This is a genomic window from Bartonella sp. AP36NXGY, from assembly GCF_042195865.1.
Classification (GTDB): Bacteria; Pseudomonadota; Alphaproteobacteria; order Rhizobiales; family Rhizobiaceae; genus Bartonella.
This window is the reverse complement of sequence record NZ_JBHIPD010000010.1, coordinates 37702-52540: the sequence shown is the minus strand read 5'-3', so window position 1 is coordinate 52540 and position 14839 is coordinate 37702. Positions and strand designations below refer to the sequence as shown.

Below are 14839 nucleotides of genomic sequence, written 5' to 3'. Positions count from 1 at the left end.
GAGAAGATAGTTTGGAACTTTTAAATCATATCGTCACTATGGGTGATTTTCTTTTAAGAAGTTTGAGTATTCTTTTCATCATTATGATTATCATTTTTGTGCACGAATTTGGGCACTATCTCATTGGTCGGTGGTGTGGTATTAAGGCGTTAATTTTTTCGCTTGGATTTGGACCAGAAATAGCGAGTTATACAGATAAGCATGGCACGAAGTGGCGTTTAGCACTTATCCCCTTAGGAGGTTATGTAAAATTTGTTGGGGATGAGGAAAAAATCGATACGGAATCATCCCAATCATCTCTGATTGTCGATGGTTCATTTGCTAGTGCGCATGCTTGGAAAAAAGCAGCAACTGTTTTTGCCGGTCCTTTCTTCAATGCCCTTTTTACTGTTGTTATTCTAACATTTTTTTTCTTTATCTATGGTCGTGTAGCCATTGAGCCCGTTGTTGGTTCTTTGGTAAAAGATAGCCCTGCTCTTCAATCCGGTTTGGAATTAGGTGATCGTTTTGTTGAAATGGATGGACGACGGGTTGAAAGCTTTGAAGATTTGATGAATTATGTAGCTTTTCACGGAAGAGAACCCATAGAGTTTAAAATAGAACGCATGGGGCGAGTCTTTACAACGATGATTACCCCGAAAGTCGTTGAGCGAGATGATGGATTTGGTAATCGAACACGAAGTGCTATGATAGGTGTAGGTGTTCCTGTTGATTTAAATAATCCTGCACGTTTAGATCCAACTTATATAAAACATATTCGCTATGGTTTTGTAACAGCTGTAAGAAAAGCGTCAGACCGTACTGTGTTTATCGCCACTCAAACCGTTCTTTTTATGAGTCGTTTAATAGGAGGCAAAGAGGATCGTTGTCGGCTAAGTGGACCTTCTAAAACCGTTAAAATTGCTTGGAAAGTGAGCGAGACAGGTTTTATCTCTTTGTTGAATTTGGCAGCTTTTCTTTCAATAAGTGTTGGGCTTATTAACCTTTTTCCGATTCTACCGCTTGACGGTGGGCATCTTTTATTGCATGTCATTGAGGTCATTACTGGGAGGAAAATATCTGCTAAAATTCAGGGAATCGTTTTTCGTTTAGGTTTTTCCATTCTTCTCCTTTTTATGATCTTTGTCTTTTTTAATGATTATTTTTGTTGGTTTAGCTAATTAAATTATGGAAAACGCTTTATAAATTAAGTAATAATAGCAAAAACAAATTGAAGGTTGTTTACCATGTCTACAAAATGTTGTGGCGTTGTACATTATAATGAGTAATTAAGGAATGAAAAGTCTCGCTGTAAAAAGGTTGTTATGGCAGTTAGCTTTTAAGGCATCATGTCCAAGGAACGAGAGTAAGGTAAAAAAGCCAATGACTACGAATTCAAAGTTTTTAAATGCAGCATCTGTATTGGTGTTAAAGATGGGGATGTTTGCCCCAGCAACGGTTTTTATGTCAATTGCTGCGGTCGGAGAAATACAAGCGTCTGTAGTCCGCTCTATTGAGGTTCGTGGGAATAAGTTTGTAAGTTCTCAGGCGATTCGAGACAATATGGGGATTAAGGTTGGGCAAGGTGTTTCCAGTGGTGATGTTGATAGTGCTGTGAAGAACCTTTTCGAATTGGGTTTATTTTATGATGTTAAAATAAATCCGGTGGGTGATAAATTGGTTGTATTCGTAAAAGAATATGAGGTTGTCAATCAAATATTGTTTCAAGGAAATAAATCTTTTAAAGACCCAGATCTTAAGCGGTTTATTTCTTTAAAACCGAATGAGCCTTTTAATTCTGCTAAGCTTTCTGCTGATATAAATACAATTCGTGAGGCTTATAAAACTCTTGGTCGTAATAATATCACTGTTAACGTTCAAACGATTAACCTTGGAAAAGGGCGGGTTAATGTGGTATTTAATGTCGTTGAAGGGAAAAAAACAAAGATTGGTGATATCACTTTTAAGGGAAATAATGTCTTTGGAAGTCGTCGTTTGCGTGATGTGATTTCAACAAAAACTTCAGGAATTTTTTCGAAGTTGTTGGGAGGTGATGTTTACAGTGAAGAGCGCCTCGCTGTTGATGAAGAAGCTTTACGTCGCTTTTATTATAACCGTGGTTATGCAGATTTTCGTGTAGTCTCTTCTAAAGCAACTTTTGATGCAGCAAGCAATACGTATAAAATTTCTTTCGTTCTTGATGAGGGTGCGCTCTATAAAATTAGCGATATTCAGGTTGAAAGTGATGTTGATGGAATTGACGTTCAATCTGTGAAAAGGATGCTTAAAACCCAGCCAGGTAATGTTTATAGTGCAGAAGATATTGAACAGTCTGTTGCAACTATTAATAACAAAGTTGCTGATTCGGGATATGCTTTTGCTAAAGTTGAACCGCGGGGAAATCGTAATTTAGCAAATCATACAATTTCAATTTTATATAATATTGAACGGGGTACACGTGCTTATATTCAACGTATTGATATACGTGGCAATGAGAAAACGCGTGATTACGTCATTCGCCGTGAGATTGATTTAAACGAAGGAGATGCTTACAATCAAACTTTATTACAGCGGGCAAAACGTCGTCTAGAAAGTTTAGGTTTCTTCAAAGCCGTTAATATTTCAATGGTTCCTACAGATCAATCTGACCAAGTTGTTTTGGTAATAGATGTCGTTGAAGCTTCAACAGGAGATCTTTCTCTTTCTGGAGGGTATACAACAGGGGGAACAAGTCCTGGTATGTCACTTGAAGTTTCTGTTACTGAACGTAATCTTGGGGGACGTGGTCAATATGTTCGTTTAGGATTAGGTGCGGGGCAAGAAAAATCTCGTAATTATAATTTATCATTTGTTGATCCTTATTTCTTAGGGTATCGTTTATCTGCTGGTGTTGATGTTTTTCGTAGTACTTATCGTGCTGATAAAGCCTATGATGTACGGCAGACAGGTGGATCGCTGCGGTTTTCGTTACCTATTAATAATCAATTATCTGCTAATGTAGCTTATTCTTATGTGCAGGAAGAATATGATTTTGGCGGAGAGTATGATTTTGACAAAGAGAGTGACATAATAGAATTATATGGGAAATATTCTGGTGCGATTGTTCAAGCTGCAAAACACAGCCCTTGGAAACGTTCATCAATTAGTTATGGTTTCACCTATAATACGATTGATGATATGAGATCCCCCCATGATGGGTGGTACGTGCATCTGCTTCAGGAATATGCAGGGCTTGGTGGGAGTGCAAAGTTCTTGAAGACCACGGGTAAGGCGATGATGTACAAGACTCTTTCTGACCAGAAGGATATCGTTGGTTTGCTTTCCTTTGGGGGTGGTTATATCCACGGAATGGGCCGAGATGGTGTTCGTATTTTCGATATGTTTAAAGTAAATTCTGATATGATTCGAGGGTTCAAATATAATGGAATAGGTCCGCGTCAGGTTTCCAGTAAGGGTGAGGTTTATTTCTTGGGGGGAACGACATATATGAATGCGACTGCTGAAGTACAGTTCCCTATCCCTGTCGTGCCTGAAGGATTTGGGTTGCGCGGTGCTTTATTTGCGGATATTGCCACGCTTTATGGCAATAATTATAAAGCCGTTTTTAAGGGTGAACCGTCTGTTACCAATACCAAAAGTGCTTGGCGTTCATCTGCAGGTGTGAGTTTGATGTGGGATTCTCCGTTTGGTCCTTTGCGTTTTGATTATGCTTGGCCAATAACGAAGCAGGAAGGTGATCGTTTGCAACAATTGAACTTTGGTATTTCTACGAAGTTCTGATTTGAGCGATTTTAAGAAGGAAAAACTTGAAGAGAATAGCTTAAGCTGGGAGAGAAAGTGTTTTGATGGCGGATACATTTTTTTTTACGCCGTCCCGACGATTGACAGTTGCAAATGCTGCTGAGTTGACGGGTGCAAAGCTTCTTAATCCAGAGTTTTCTCATAAAGTTATCAATACTCTTTCTTCACTTGAGAGTGCTGTGGAAGGTTCGCTTGTTTTTGTAGAGCATCGGAAGTTTTCTGATGCTTTACTGGACAGTTCTGCTGTTGCTGTTTTGTGTACGAATGAGATTGTTTTTAAAGTTCCCGAAACTATGGCAATTTTGGTGACATCCACACCACAGCGTGACTTTGCTCAGATTGGTCGTATTTTGTTTCCAGATTCTGTCAAGCCAATGCCTTGGTTGGGGCAGAAGGGGATTTCATCGCATGCGCATATTCATCCAACGGCTAAGTTGGCACATGATGTGTGTATTGAAGCGGGAGCTGTTATTGGTAAAAATGTTGAGATTGGTGCAGGAACTCTTATTTCATCCACAGCTGTTATCGGTGAAAATTGCCGTATTGGATGTGACTGCTATATTGCTCCTAAGGTAACAGTTCAGTGTTCTATAATAGGTGATAAGGTTCAGCTTTATCCTGGTGTTTGCATTGGGCAAGATGGTTTTGGTTATGTTGGGGGCGTTTCTGGAATCGAGAAAATTCCACAGCTTGGTCGCGTTATTATTGAGGATGGTGTAGAAGTTGGTGCGAACACAACAATTGATCGTGGAACATTTCAAGATACTGTTATTGGTGAAGGAAGCAAGATTGATAATCTTGTACAAATTGCCCACAATGTCAAAATTGGACGCTATTGTCTTATTGCCGCTCAATGTGGCATTGCGGGAAGTACATCTATAGGGGATATGTCTCAGCTTGGCGGAAGTGTGGGAGTAGCGGATCACATCATAATAGGTAAATCTGTTCAGATTGCTGCTCGTAGTGGTGTTATGAATGACATTCCGGATGGCGAAAAATGGGGAGGTAGTCCAGCGCGACCATTTAAACAATGGTTTCGTGAAGTAGCGGCATTGCGCAGTATGGGAAAAGTTAAAAAGGAGAAACGCTGATATGATCAGCAGTGAAAAAACTAAAAACTTAGAGGCTGTCGATATTGAAAAACTATTATCAATATTACCGCACCGTTATCCATTTTTATTAATTGATCGTATCGTTGATATTGATGGTGAACAAGAAGCGATTGGTATTAAAAATATAACGATTAACGAGCCACATTTTATGGGACATTTTCCCTCAAAGCCTGTTATGCCTGGAGTTTTGATTTTAGAAGCTATGGCACAAACGGCAGGAGCAATAGCACTTTTAAATTTAGGCAATAAGCAAACAAATTTAGTTTACCTTATGACGGTTGATAATGCGAAATTTCGTAAGCCGGTTATGCCTGGTGATCAGCTAAAAATCCATGTTCAGCTTTTGAAAAAAAGATCTGGTATGAGACGTTTTTCATGTGTTGCAAAAGTAGAAGATGTTCGCGTCGCTGAAGCAGAAATTGCTGCGATGATTGTCGAAGAAGCATAAACGATATTTGATGGGAATTAAAAAATGTCCGGTACGAAAATCCATCCAACTGCTCTTGTGGAGAAGGGAGCGCAGCTTGGTGAGAATGTACGCGTTGGACCATTTTGCCATATTAGTTCAGAGGCTGTTATTGGTGATGAATGTAGTTTGACAAGTCATGTTGTAATAATGGGAAAGACAACGTTAGGAGCCAAGAGTAAAGTATTTTCTCATGCCGTTTTGGGGGCAGATCCGCAAAATAATAAACATAAAGGAGGGGCTACAACTCTTTTTATTGGTAAGAATTGTACGATTCGTGAAGGTGTAACAATGCATAGGGGTTCCGATTCGAGTGTAGGAATGACAGTTGTTGGTGATAATTGCCAATTTTTTTGTTATGCGCATATCGCTCACGATTGTTATGTAGGCAATCATGTAACATTTGCCAATAACGCAATGATTGCTGGTCATGTTACTATTGGTGATTATGTGATTATTGGTGGTGGTGCTGCTGTTCATCAATTTGTTCGTGTTGGACATCATGCATTTATCGGCGGCGTATCTGCACTGGTTGGTGATCTGATACCTTATGGAACAGCTGTTGGTGTGCAGGCAAAACTTGCTGGACTCAATATTATTGGCATGAAGCGTGCAGGACTTGAGCGTCAAGATATTCATGCACTCCGTCATGCGGTTGCTATGCTTTTTGATCATAGCAAACCATTTAAAGAGCGTGTCAGTGATGTTGCTTCTTTCTATTCTTCTTCTCAGTCTGTTTCTGAAGTTGTTAATTTTATTAAAGAAGAAGGAAAGCGTTTTTATTGCACACCAAAATTTGAAGGTGTTAGAATAAAAGAACATAAGGATTAAAAATGCCTATTTGGGGAGCCAGAAGTTTTCTTTCCGGCCGTACTGCTATTATAGCAGGAAATGGTGTTCTACCGATTACTGTTGCGCAGACTCTTGAGAAGAATGGAGAAAATCCTTTTCTTGTGCTTTTGCATGGTGAGGCAGATTCTGTTCTTTATCGCTATGAGCATTGCGAGCTATCAATTGTAGAGCTAGCACGACTCGTTAAAATTTTAAAAGAGGCTGGTGTATATAATGTTGTTTTGGCAGGTGGTGTGAAAAAGCGTCCACTTCTTAAACAATTGCGACTGGACTGGACAACATTTTTAGCTCTTCCTAAGTTAATCGGAGCTTTGAAGAGGGGAGATGATGCGTTATTAAAAGCTTTTATACGGGTTATTGAAGCACACGGTTTTTGTGTTATTGGTGCTCACGAAATAGTCCCAGATCTTTTAGCTCCCATAGAATTTAATTTAACAGTACGGCGCGCTACTCCAAAAGAGAAAAAAGATATTTTTTTAGCAGTAGAAGCAGCAAAGCTTTTAGGTCAATTAGATATCGGGCAAGCCGTTGTCGTTGTCCAAGGAAGGGTGGTTGCTCTAGAGGGCGCTGAGGGAACTGATAATATGTTGTGGCGTATTTGTGAAATGCGAGAAAGAGGGCAAATTCCCCTTAAAGGTGGCATTCTTGTAAAATGCGCAAAACCACAACAGGATAATCGCGTTGATTTGCCATCAATTGGGCCCGCGACAATAATGAATATTGCAAAGAGTGGTTTATCTGGTGTTGCGGTGGAGGCAAATAGAAGTCTAATATTATCAGTGAAAACAACAATAGAAAAAGCCAACAAATATTCTTTATTTATAGAGACATTTGAAAAGTTTGGTCATGAATAATTGTTTCTTAAAGATTGCAGTGGTTTCAGGTGAGGAATCTGGTGATTTACTTGGGGCCGATCTAATTTCTTGTTTATCACAACAGATAGGATGCAATATTCATTTGATTGGTGTTGGGGGGAGCCATTTAAAGGCATTAGGCTTAAAAAGCTTTTTTGATTCCCATGATATTGCTTTAATAGGTTTAAAGGAGGTGTTGAAAAAACTACCATTGTTGTTGCTACATATTCGCAATTTATCCAAATTTATTGCACAAGAACAACCTGATTGTTTAATTATTATTGATAGTCCTGATTTCACGCATCGTATTGCAAAAAAGGTACGTGCTTTAGCGCCTTCTATTCCTATCATTAAATATATTGCACCAACCGTTTGGGCATGGAGGCCAGAGCGTGCAAAAGCTATGTGTGGATTTGTTGATCATGTTTTAGCGGTTTTTCCTTTTGAAGAAAAGATTATGCAAGATTTGGGAGGCCCTGCCACGACTTATGTTGGACATCGTCTTTTGACATATCCTCCCCTTTTGAGAGTTCAGTCAGAAAAAAAAAGCCAATTAGAACAAAGAAATTTGATCGATACACAAACATTATCGCCTACATTAGTTATTTTGCCAGGATCACGCAATTCAGAAATTCGTTCCTTAATGCCTATTTTTCGAGAAACAGTAGAGATTCTTGTACAACGTATTCCTCATTTACGTATTATTTTACCAACCTTACCTCATTTGGTAGATAGAATCCGGGACTTTGTGCAGGGCTGGAAAAGCAAGATAGAAATTGTAGTTGGTGAAGATGAAAAATGGCGTGCTTTTGCACAAGCAAATGTTGCTCTTGCTGCACATGGAACTGTTTCACTTGAATTAGCCTTAGCAAAAGTTCCTATGGTTCTTTGCTATAAACTTGATTTCTTTTCTAAATTATTTATTTTTCCTAAAATGATGTTATGGAGTGCTGCTCTTCCAAATATTATTGCTGATAAGCCTATTGTTTCGGAATATTTGAATGAATTAATCCGTCCTGGCATGTTAGCAAGACAGGTAGAACAACTTTTGGCTAATCCTTTATTGCGACAGGCACAACTTGATTCCTTTGAGATGGTAGAACAGAAAATGAAAACTGAAGTACCATCGGGGGTTGTTGGCGCACAAACAATTATCACTCTTTTAAAAAGCAGGAATAAAATTGTATAAATAAAGCAATATTTTAATGATTAATATTTAATTTTAGCAAGAAAATTACAAGCACGTTGGCTTTTAGGATTAGTAAAAAATTCTTCAGAGGCTGCATCTTCAACAATTTTTCCATTTTCTAGAAAGAGTATTCTTTCTGAGACTTTACGTGCGAAGCCCATTTCATGGGTAACACAAAGCATTGTGATCCCTGTATCGGCTAATCGAGCCATCACTTCCAAAACTTCTCCCACACTTTCTGGATCAAGAGCAGAGGTTGGTTCATCAAAAAGCATGACTTCGGGTTCCATACAAAGTGCACGGGCAATCGCAACACGTTGTTGTTGCCCACCAGAAAGTTGTAAAGGATATTTTTCACAGTGTTTTTCAATACCAACATGCGTTAAGTAACGAATTGCCCGTTCTTGTGCTTGTTGTTTGGAAAGCCCTTGAACGGTCATAGGTGCTAAAATACAATTTTGTATAACGCTCATGTGGGGAAATAAATTAAAGTTCTGAAAGACCATTCCTATCTTACGAAGAACATTTTTTTGCTGTTGTATAGGTGCAGTATGGATATCAACGTTATGGATACAGATTGAACCTTTTTGTGCTTGTTCTAATTGATTAATACAACGAATTAACGTTGATTTTCCTGATCCGGATGGTCCACAAATAACGATATGTTCACCAGCTTGAACATTAAAGTTGATATCATGTAGGACCTGAAAGTTTCCATACCATTTATTTAGATTTTGGATAGAGATCACAGGGTTTTTACTGGGAGAGATCGATTTATTATTTTTCAAATTCATCTTATTTTATTCTTTCATTGATGAAGAACTTGATTAATTCAACATTTTGATTTGATACTGTTTTTTATGATCATTTTATTTACCGTAAATATCGAGTGAGGCGCTGCTCGATAAAAACAATAAAACGATGAATGAGTTCAACGATAAAGAGATAGATAAGAGCAGCCCAAACGTAAACTTGAAAATCGAAAGTCCGTGAATAAGCGAGTTTAGCAACCCCCATTAAATCATAAACAGTAATAAGTGAGGCAACAGCACTGGATTTAATCATTAAAATCAACTCATTTCCTAAGGGGCGTAATGCTACAATCATTGCTTGTGGAAGAATAACTCTAAAAAATGTGACAGAGTTGCTTAAACCTAAAGCTTTTGATGCTTCGCGTTGTCCAGTTGTTACGGATAGAAAACTTCCTTTAAAGATCTCAGATTGATAGGCAGCAGAATTGAGTGTAAAAATAAAAAGACAACAATACCACGCGTTTTGAAAAAACCACCATAGCCCCACTTGTTGCCAAAAACTGTTCATTGAACCAAGCCCATAATAAAAAAGAAAGAGTTGAGCTAATAAAGGAGAGCCACGGAAAAAATAGACATAAGCATTTGCAAAATATTGTAAAAATGTATTCTCTGATAGACGTGCAAAAGCGATAATCATACCAAGAAAAAGGCCTAGAGAACAAGAAATAGAAACAAGTTCAACAGTAACAATAAAGCCATTAATAAATTTGGGTCCATAATGACTTAAAAGATCAGGATTAAAAAGAAAATAAAGCCACTCAGGAATCATTGACTTAGCACCTTTTTATAGCCTATTTGAGTGTATGTTTCCAAATGGCGTAAGATTGCAGTAAAAACCGCTGAAAATAACAAATAGAGTAAGCATGCTACAAAATAAAATAGCATGGGTTTATTGGTAGCAGCGACAGCTAGATTCGTTTGTCGCATGAGGTCAACAAGCGCGATGGTAGAAACAAGGGATGTATCTTTCAGTAAAGTAAGCCAATTATTAGAAAGTCCTGGCAAGGCATTTCGGATGAGCTGAGGGAAGACAATACGAAAAAATGTGGTTGACCGTGAAAGTCCTAAAGCTTTAGCTGCTTCATATTGACCTTTATCAAAAATATTAAATGCTCCAAGCCAAACTTCACAAGAAAAAGCTGCAAGAACCATACTAAGGGCAAGAACACCAGCAACAAAAGCATTGATACTGAACATGATTTCAAAACTAAAATAGTCAAATAAATTTTGAATAAGGCTTTGTAATCCGTAGTAAACTAAAAACAAAGTTAAAAGCTCTGGTAGCCCACGAAATATCGTTGAAAAAAGGCGTGCCATAGCTTTGGCCATCTTAATATTGGATCGAATCATCACTGCATTGAGAAGCCCTAGAGGAAATCCTAGAAGTCCACAACATAATGCCAATGACAAAGTCATTCCTGCACTGGAAAGTATAACTGCTCCCCATCCACCATTGCTAAATGATAGCAATGCTAAATTTTCAATCATTCTTGTATTCCTCATGAAAGAGTTAGATAATATTTTTTAGCAATAACCAACGGGTTTCATTAAAATATCATATTGATATTTAATAAACATCACTTGTAAAATATTTTCTCATAATTTTTTCATAAGTTCCATCCAAACGGATTTCTTTTATAGCTTCATTGAACTTATTTTTAAGATCATTATTATTTTGACGGACTGCAATTGCAACAGGAAATCTTGTTTCTTCTAGAGTTCCCAAGAGGAGACAACAATCTTTTCCTTCATTTTTAAGCCAATTTAATGCTTGTAATTTATCAACAATGATCACATCAAGTCGATGATTTAAAAGATCACGATTCACTTCTATTGTGGAAGGATAGAGTTTTATTTTCACCTCTTCAGAGGCAAAATGATCTTCTGCATAGAAAGCTTGTGTTGTATTTGATTGCACACCAAGATTTTTACCTCTAAAGTCTTTTGTCGAGATTTCTTTAATTCCCGAAGCTTTGGTAACAATAACAGCCAGTGCTGTATCGTAGTAAGGATCTGTAAAGTCAATTTTTTGTAAACGCTCTTGTGTGAGAGAGAGGGAAGCAATGATAGCATCATATTTTTTTGCAATAAGTCCAGGGATCATTCCCTCGAAGTCTTGTGTAACAATAGTACACTCAACATTCATTTTTTTACAAAGTGCATAAGATATATCAATATCAAGTCCCTGCAATTTATTATTTGAGTCAATATAACTGAAGGGAGGATAGGTGCCTTCACTCGCAATTTTTAATGTTTTCGCATCAGCCAATTGGGTGAATAGTGCGGCGCTTATTATAAGAGCTCCTGCTAATAGTTTCATGATGTTCTCCTATTGGATAAGCGGGCAATATGAAATCATTATGTTTTTATAATCTGTAAGCTTTTTGGGAGCAATTCAAAAATTTATTGATGTTTATTTTAGATCATTATGTTGGGCATTATTGATAAAAAAGAATAAATATCTTATTGCTTGTATGATAGCTTAATTTTCACGAAATGATTGATTTGAATCATTTCATGAGTAAAAACTGAGGATTTTTCTTGAAAATAAGGCTATTAAATTTGAACATAAAAAAATTAGATTTTGATACGGTAAAAATACAACCTTATTGTTGTCATTAGATTCTACAAAATGTTTAGATCTCAAGGAGCAATTAAAAGTTATTTTGATAAATGTAAATTTTCTTATAAAAATGCCGAATTTCCAATTATACCTGCATGTTCAATAAAGAGTTAAAGATACCCCTTAAATATACAGATTGAGTTTTAATTCATAGTACTATCTAATTGATATCGAAAGTAAAATATTTTCTCATAATTTTCTCATAGGTTCCATCGGCGCGGATTTCTTCTATTGCTTTATTAAAACTGTTTTTAAGATCATTATTATTTTGACGGAGTGCAATTGCAATAGGAAAATTTGTTTCTTCTAGAGTTCCCAAGAGGAGACAGCAGTCTTTTCCTTCATTTTCAAGCCAATTTAATGCTTTTAATTTATCAAAGATGATGATATCAAGCCGATGGCTTAAAAGATCACGATTAACTTCTGTTGCTGTAGGATAAAGTTTGATATTAACTCCTTCAGAGGCATAATGATCTTCCGCATATGCAGCTTGTGTTGTATTTGATTGTACACCAAGGTTTTTACCTCTAAAGGCTTGTGTTGAGATTTCTTTAATTTCCGAATTTTTGGTAACGATAACAGCGAGTGCTGTGTTGTAGTAAGGATCTGTAAAATCAATTTTTTGTAAGCGCTCTTTTGTAGGAGAAAGGGAAGAAACGATAGCATCATATTTTTTGGCAAGAAGACCGGGAATCATCCCCTCAAAGTCTTGTGTGACAATAGTACATTCAACATTCATTTTTTTACAAAGCGCATAAGATATATCAATATCAAACCCTTGCAGTTTGTTATTTGAGTCAATATAACTAAATGGCGGATAAGAAGCATCGCTTGCAATTTTCAGCGTTTGAGAATTGGCCGATAGGGTAAACAGTGTCGCGCTTATTATAAGAGCTCCTGCTAATAATTTCATTATGTTCTCCTATTAGATAAGCTGGCAAATATGAAACCATCATGAATTTTTATAATCTGTAAGCTCTTTTGGAGCAATGTAAAAAATTTATCTGTGTTCATTTTGCTATCATTATGCTGAATATCATTATCAAAAAAATAATTTCTTTTTATAAAGTATGGGAATAAAAAATATAGGAAAGAAAGTCACCTCTTATTGGTTATAGGGTGATTTTTAATAATTTTATTTAAAAATCAATAATTTATCTTTAAAAGAAAAACTATCAACTTAAATACAAAGAAAATTTCAGCTTTTAACAGGACAAAATGTAAAAGTGTTTTTATTCTAATTAGAGAAGCACTTAATGTAAGCTTTTTGCAATTTTATCTGAAGAAGATAGAAAGAAAAATTCTGACATTGCTAGATTTTAATATGTAATAAGGCTTTTAAACATGGGGGAATGATAGGGAATACATTTCCATTAAAGATAATGAGGATTATAAGGTAAAATTTTCAATTTCTTTTTGCTAAATGTTTGGCTAATTTGCAGAAGAGTATTCTCAATTTCTTTACAGAGCTAAAACTTAGAATTTTTTAGTAAATTTTTATGATGATGTTATCTCTGTAGAAAGAGTTTTAAAATCACGTTTTATAAAAATTTTTAAAGGATGTTTTTTGATTACTCTCAATAAAGCTTCAGTAAATTGAAGCTTTATTGATTTCTTTTTTTAATTTGCACGTTCATCTATAGGAACATAGTCACGCATAGCATAGCCTGTGTAGAGTTGTCGAGGACGACCAATTTTTTGTGCAGGGTCTTCAATCATTTCTTTCCATTGTGCCACCCACCCGACACTGCGCGCCAATGCAAAAAGGACAGTAAACATTTCAGTTGGAAAACCTAGAGCTTTTAATGTAATGCCGGAATAGAAATCAACATTGGGATAAAGCTTTTTCTCAATAAAATATTCATCACTTAAGGCAATTCTTTCAAGCTCTATTGCAATATCAAGAAGAGGGTCATCTTGAATGTTGAGTTCTTTTAAAACTTTATGACAGGTTTTTTGCATGATTTTTGCACGTGGATCATAATTTTTATAGACACGGTGCCCAAAGCCCATAAGGCGGAAAGGATCATTTTTATCTTTTGCACGTGCAATAAATTCAGGAATTCTTTTAATAGAACCTATTTCTTGTAGCATTTTTAGGCATGCTTCATTGGCACCACCATGTGCTGGTCCCCAAAGGCATGCAACACCTGCTGCAATACAGGCAAACGGATTAGCACCTGAGGATCCAGCAAGACGTACCGTAGATGTAGAAGCATTTTGTTCATGATCTGCATGAAGGGTAAATATTTGATCCATCGCCCGAGCAAGCACAGGGTTTGTTTTATATTCTTCACAAGGAACAGCAAAACACATATGGAGGAAATTTGCAGCATAACTAAGATCATTACGTGGATAAACAAATGCTTGTCCAATACTGTATTTATAGGCCATAGCAGCAAGCGTTGGAACTTTTGAGATAAGACGAACAGAAGCAATCATTCTCTGGTGAGGATCTGTAATATCAATAGAGTCGTGATAGAACGCAGACATAGCGCCAAGGCAGGCAACCATGACGGCCATAGGATGAGAATCACGACGGAAGCCATGGAAGAAGCGTGCAAATTGTTCGTGGACCATGGTATGCTGCATAATACATCGATCAAATTCATTTTTTTCTTGCTGTGTTGGGAGTTCACCATAAAGTAAAAGATAACAACTTTCGAGAAAGTCTCCTTTTTCAGCCAATTGATCAATAGGATAACCACGATAAAGCAATATGCCTTTATCACCATCGATATAAGTAATTTTTGATTCACAAGAAGCTGTTGAAGTAAAACCAGGATCATAAGTAAAAATATCGGTTTTTTTATAGAGAGAAGCAATTTCAATGACTTCAGGTCCACTCGTGCCTTTACGCAAGGGAAGCTCTACTTTTTTATCATTCACAATAATATATGCGTTATTCTCAGACATTCGGTATTCCTTTCAGATCCTTCACTTCTAAAAATTAAGACTCTGCTTCATCAGAGTGGGGGATGTATAACTGAAGCTTTTCTTACTTATTTAAGGGTAGATTGCCTCTAAAAGTGAGTACATGCAATCTAAAAATATTTCCTTATTGATCATTATTACTCAATAAGAAATGTATTTCAATGATATAACATAAAAAACTCTTTTAGGGCGCGTTGAGATATCTGTATAGATCCTT

13 protein-coding genes are annotated in these 14839 nt (G+C 36.7%); 7 read left to right on the top strand and 6 right to left on the bottom strand.

The genetic code is table 11. From position 1 onward, the window contains the following. The first annotated feature begins 11 nt into the window (after positions 1-11). From ACFINX_RS05785 to lpxB, 7 genes are all read left to right on the top strand, one after another. Entirely contained in the window at positions 12-1160 is a 1149-nt protein-coding gene (locus ACFINX_RS05785) for an RIP metalloprotease (RefSeq protein WP_375613470.1), read from the top strand. 202 nt (positions 1161-1362) lie between these two features. Next, a complete protein-coding gene (gene bamA / locus ACFINX_RS05780; RefSeq protein ID WP_375613471.1) occupies positions 1363-3759 on the top strand; it encodes an outer membrane protein assembly factor BamA in 2397 nt (798 codons plus the stop codon). A 65-nt stretch (positions 3760-3824) separates the two neighbouring features. Beyond that, on the top strand, positions 3825-4871 hold the full coding sequence (lpxD, locus tag ACFINX_RS05775) for a UDP-3-O-(3-hydroxymyristoyl)glucosamine N-acyltransferase (RefSeq protein WP_375612127.1): 1047 nt from the start codon (positions 3825-3827) through the stop codon (positions 4869-4871). 1 nt (position 4872) lies between these two features. After that, positions 4873-5340, top strand: coding sequence for a 3-hydroxyacyl-ACP dehydratase FabZ (gene fabZ, locus ACFINX_RS05770; protein ID WP_375612128.1), 468 nt, complete (start codon positions 4873-4875; stop codon positions 5338-5340). Positions 5341-5364: 24 nt separating this feature from the next. Next, complete coding sequence (gene lpxA, locus ACFINX_RS05765; protein ID WP_375609506.1) at positions 5365-6189, top strand: acyl-ACP--UDP-N-acetylglucosamine O-acyltransferase; 825 nt, start codon at positions 5365-5367, stop codon at positions 6187-6189. A 2-nt stretch (positions 6190-6191) separates the two neighbouring features. Then, complete coding sequence (locus tag ACFINX_RS05760) at positions 6192-7064, top strand: LpxI family protein (RefSeq protein WP_375612129.1); 873 nt, start codon at positions 6192-6194, stop codon at positions 7062-7064. Further along, complete coding sequence (lpxB, locus tag ACFINX_RS05755; RefSeq protein WP_375612130.1) at positions 7057-8253, top strand: lipid-A-disaccharide synthase; 1197 nt, start codon at positions 7057-7059, stop codon at positions 8251-8253. The genes ACFINX_RS05760 and lpxB overlap by 8 nt, the downstream gene beginning before the upstream one ends. A 20-nt stretch (positions 8254-8273) precedes the next feature. Here the strand turns inward: lpxB and ACFINX_RS05750 are convergent, their stop codons facing one another. The 6 genes from ACFINX_RS05750 to gltA form a co-directional block, all read right to left on the bottom strand. Beyond that, the gene (locus ACFINX_RS05750; RefSeq protein ID WP_375612131.1) at positions 8274-9047 is read right to left on the bottom strand and encodes an amino acid ABC transporter ATP-binding protein; all 774 of its coding nucleotides are present in this window, start codon (positions 9045-9047) and stop codon (positions 8274-8276) included. Between the two features lie 79 nt (positions 9048-9126). Further along, positions 9127-9834, bottom strand: a complete 708-nt coding sequence (locus ACFINX_RS05745) for an ABC transporter permease (RefSeq protein ID WP_375612132.1) — start codon at positions 9832-9834, stop codon at positions 9127-9129. Continuing rightward, positions 9831-10553 (bottom strand): ABC transporter permease, encoded by a 723-nt coding sequence (locus tag ACFINX_RS05740; RefSeq protein WP_375612133.1) that lies wholly within the window; start codon positions 10551-10553, stop codon positions 9831-9833. The genes ACFINX_RS05745 and ACFINX_RS05740 overlap by 4 nt, the downstream gene beginning before the upstream one ends. A 79-nt stretch (positions 10554-10632) precedes the next feature. Further along, positions 10633-11385, bottom strand: a complete 753-nt coding sequence (locus tag ACFINX_RS05735; RefSeq protein WP_375612134.1) for a transporter substrate-binding domain-containing protein — start codon at positions 11383-11385, stop codon at positions 10633-10635. A gap of 463 nt (positions 11386-11848) precedes the next feature. Then, a complete protein-coding gene (locus ACFINX_RS05730; protein WP_375612135.1) occupies positions 11849-12601 on the bottom strand; it encodes a transporter substrate-binding domain-containing protein in 753 nt (250 codons plus the stop codon). 707 nt (positions 12602-13308) lie between these two features. Continuing rightward, positions 13309-14604, bottom strand: coding sequence for a citrate synthase (gene gltA / locus ACFINX_RS05725; RefSeq protein WP_375612136.1), 1296 nt, complete (start codon positions 14602-14604; stop codon positions 13309-13311). Between the last annotated feature and the right edge of the window lie 235 nt (positions 14605-14839).

Bases quoted from the DNA above. Each gene is read 5' to 3' on its own strand.
- gltA (WP_375612136.1), bottom strand. From the start codon at position 14,604: ATGTCTGAGAATAACGCATATATTATTGTGAATGATAAAAAAGTAGAG.
- fabZ (WP_375612128.1), top strand. From the start codon at position 4,873: ATGATCAGCAGTGAAAAAACTAAAAACTTAGAGGCTGTCGATATTGAA.
- lpxA (WP_375609506.1), top strand. From the start codon at position 5,365: ATGTCCGGTACGAAAATCCATCCAACTGCTCTTGTGGAGAAGGGAGCG.
- bamA (WP_375613471.1), top strand. From the start codon at position 1,363: ATGACTACGAATTCAAAGTTTTTAAATGCAGCATCTGTATTGGTGTTA.
- ACFINX_RS05730 (WP_375612135.1), bottom strand. From the start codon at position 12,601: ATGAAATTATTAGCAGGAGCTCTTATAATAAGCGCGACACTGTTTACC.
- ACFINX_RS05740 (WP_375612133.1), bottom strand. From the start codon at position 10,553: ATGATTGAAAATTTAGCATTGCTATCATTTAGCAATGGTGGATGGGGA.
- ACFINX_RS05760 (WP_375612129.1), top strand. From the start codon at position 6,192: ATGCCTATTTGGGGAGCCAGAAGTTTTCTTTCCGGCCGTACTGCTATT.
- lpxB (WP_375612130.1), top strand. From the start codon at position 7,057: ATGAATAATTGTTTCTTAAAGATTGCAGTGGTTTCAGGTGAGGAATCT.
- ACFINX_RS05745 (WP_375612132.1), bottom strand. From the start codon at position 9,834: ATGATTCCTGAGTGGCTTTATTTTCTTTTTAATCCTGATCTTTTAAGT.
- ACFINX_RS05750 (WP_375612131.1), bottom strand. From the start codon at position 9,047: ATGAATTTGAAAAATAATAAATCGATCTCTCCCAGTAAAAACCCTGTG.
- ACFINX_RS05735 (WP_375612134.1), bottom strand. From the start codon at position 11,385: ATGAAACTATTAGCAGGAGCTCTTATAATAAGCGCCGCACTATTCACC.
- lpxD (WP_375612127.1), top strand. From the start codon at position 3,825: ATGGCGGATACATTTTTTTTTACGCCGTCCCGACGATTGACAGTTGCA.